Annotated in this window: 1 protein-coding gene and 1 pseudogene; both read right to left on the bottom strand. The window is 33.6% G+C overall.

Annotated features, from left to right (window positions below):
• Positions 1 to 402: pseudogene (locus tag BHECKSOX2_RS07890) on the bottom strand (hypothetical protein); the annotation flags it as partial.
• A 363-nt stretch (positions 403 to 765) separates the two neighbouring features.
• Positions 766 to 1,818, bottom strand: coding sequence for a Fic family protein (locus BHECKSOX2_RS07885; RefSeq protein ID WP_139683135.1), 1,053 nt, complete (start codon positions 1,816 to 1,818; stop codon positions 766 to 768).
• Positions 1,819 to 2,184 lie beyond the last annotated feature (366 nt).

Raw genomic sequence — 2,184 nt, 5'->3', positions numbered from 1 at the left:
GTTGGATATGCCAGCACCTTTAAATGAAATATTCCCCGAATCGCCCCGACGATATATGTAATTACTTGCCGCTGCGCCTTTAAAGTCAATATTGCCCGATCGTCCAGTATGCTGTAAATCCATTGCACCAGCAAGACCAGCGACAGACATATTGCCCCAGCCGCTTTTATCAACAGTCATAAAGCCAGCGGCTCCGTAGATATATAAATGCCCCCAAGTATCATAAACATCCAGCTTTAAACTAGCAGCATATATTGTATCGTTGCCGCCATACATATGAGCGCCATCACCCCATACTGCGAAACCAACAGCGGTTAGTGTGTTGTCACCATCATCTCCTTTGTATGTTCCTGATACAAAATACACAATAGCGTCAACAATTTGTTTTATTATTGAACCCATAAAAACCTCACAATTTTTTGCACAAATAATAATATTTTAATAACATAAGCCTTTGTTGGGCGGATGAATACTTACCCCTAATCCAAAAATAGAAACTAAAAAAACGCACAAATCCCAGTTGGTATAATGGCTTCAATCAAAAACCGCTTCACCCATTGGGTGAAAACACAAAAGACAACCATGTCCCTTTTATACACAACCAAACCTTACTGCATTTATAAACATTTTAAACTACAAACTGTCCTCTACTAATGTGCAATGGTCCAATCAACCTAGACACATTTCAAGCCACTTTTTTCAATTCAGCTCTATTCTATATTGAATTTTAATTAATATTTTAACATTGTTAAAACCTATGTTAATCTATATTCCTTTTCTTAACCTTTCTAGTAATTCAATATTGATATAAAAATTACTGTTTTTCACTTTGATATTTCGCAACACCCCTAATTTTTCAATTTCTTGTAGATGTTTTGATGCTGTTTGCCTTGTAATACTTAAATCTTCCACCAAAAAATCAATTTTAGTATAAGGATGACGAAATAATATTTCTATTAAATCTTTGCTATAAATTTTTGGCAATTTTTCTTTAATAATTTTTTTGGTTTTACCCATTAAATTAGTAATATCATTAATTAAAAGCGTGGTTTGTGTGGCTGTCTGCTCCAGACCATTAAGCATATACAAAATCCAACCTTGCCAGTTATCTTTAGCGTCCACTTCTCGCAACAGTTGATAGTATTTTGCCTTGTTATTGATTATGTAACCACTTAGATACAATACGGGTAAATCTAGTAAATCATTAAGCATCAGATACAAGATATTGATAATCCTGCCTGTTCTGCCGTTGCCATCATAAAAAGGGTGGATAGCTTCAAATTGATAATGGATTATTGCCATATTTATAAGGCTGTCTAAATCGTTTTTTTCATTAATGTAGCTTTCAAGATTGTTAAATAATTTAATGATTTCTTGATAGTCTTGTGGTGGCTCGTAAATTACTTCACCCGTTTTATCATTTTTTAACTTAGTGCCTACTTGCGTTCTGATACCTGCATCATTATTCTCTAAAATACCTTGAATTTTGACAATATCATTAATCGATAAAATACCGTTGTTGATTAAATCCACTCCTTGCAATAAAGCACTTTGATAGCCTTTAACTTCCTTTGCCTCTTTAGTGGCACTTTTTAAGTCTAAATCTGCCTTATAAAGCTCATCATGGGTGGTGATAATGTTTTCAATCTCGCTACTGTCTTTTGCTTCTTGCAAGGTTAGGGCATTAATCAAAATAAAACGATTAGGTACGCTTTTTGCCGTTTCATTGAGAATTGCCAACGCTCTATTGGCACTAATAGATTTTTTTAAAATCTCTTTAGTTTCTAACTCTTGTTTAACTGGCAAAAATTCAAGCATTATCTATTAGATGTATTTTTAATAGATTGTATTTTAACTGTCCCAACTATCCATAAGTCAAAAAAACAGAGGTTTTAGTTTTTGGTGGGTGGTTTTGGGGTGTTGTGCAGTGGTCTCTTTTTGGTTGTTTTGTGGGTTTTTATTTTCAACAGCCTCATAAAAAGCAGTTTTGTTGATTTAGATGGTTGGAAAAATGGGTGGTTTTGGTTTGTTTGGAATAGGTTTTTAAGGGGTGACTAAATAGTCAACCCTTAAAAACCACACAACAAATTGATTTATAACAATAAAACTAACAATAACCCTAGACAAATCAACCAACTTTTGTTAAAATACCTCTTATTTCTTGGTCGTTTTGCTTAAAAAAAT

The organism is thiotrophic endosymbiont of Bathymodiolus puteoserpentis (Logatchev), from assembly GCF_900127505.1.
GTDB lineage: Bacteria > Pseudomonadota > Gammaproteobacteria > PS1 > Pseudothioglobaceae > Thiodubiliella.
This window is presented reverse-complemented; position numbering and strand designations above follow the sequence as displayed.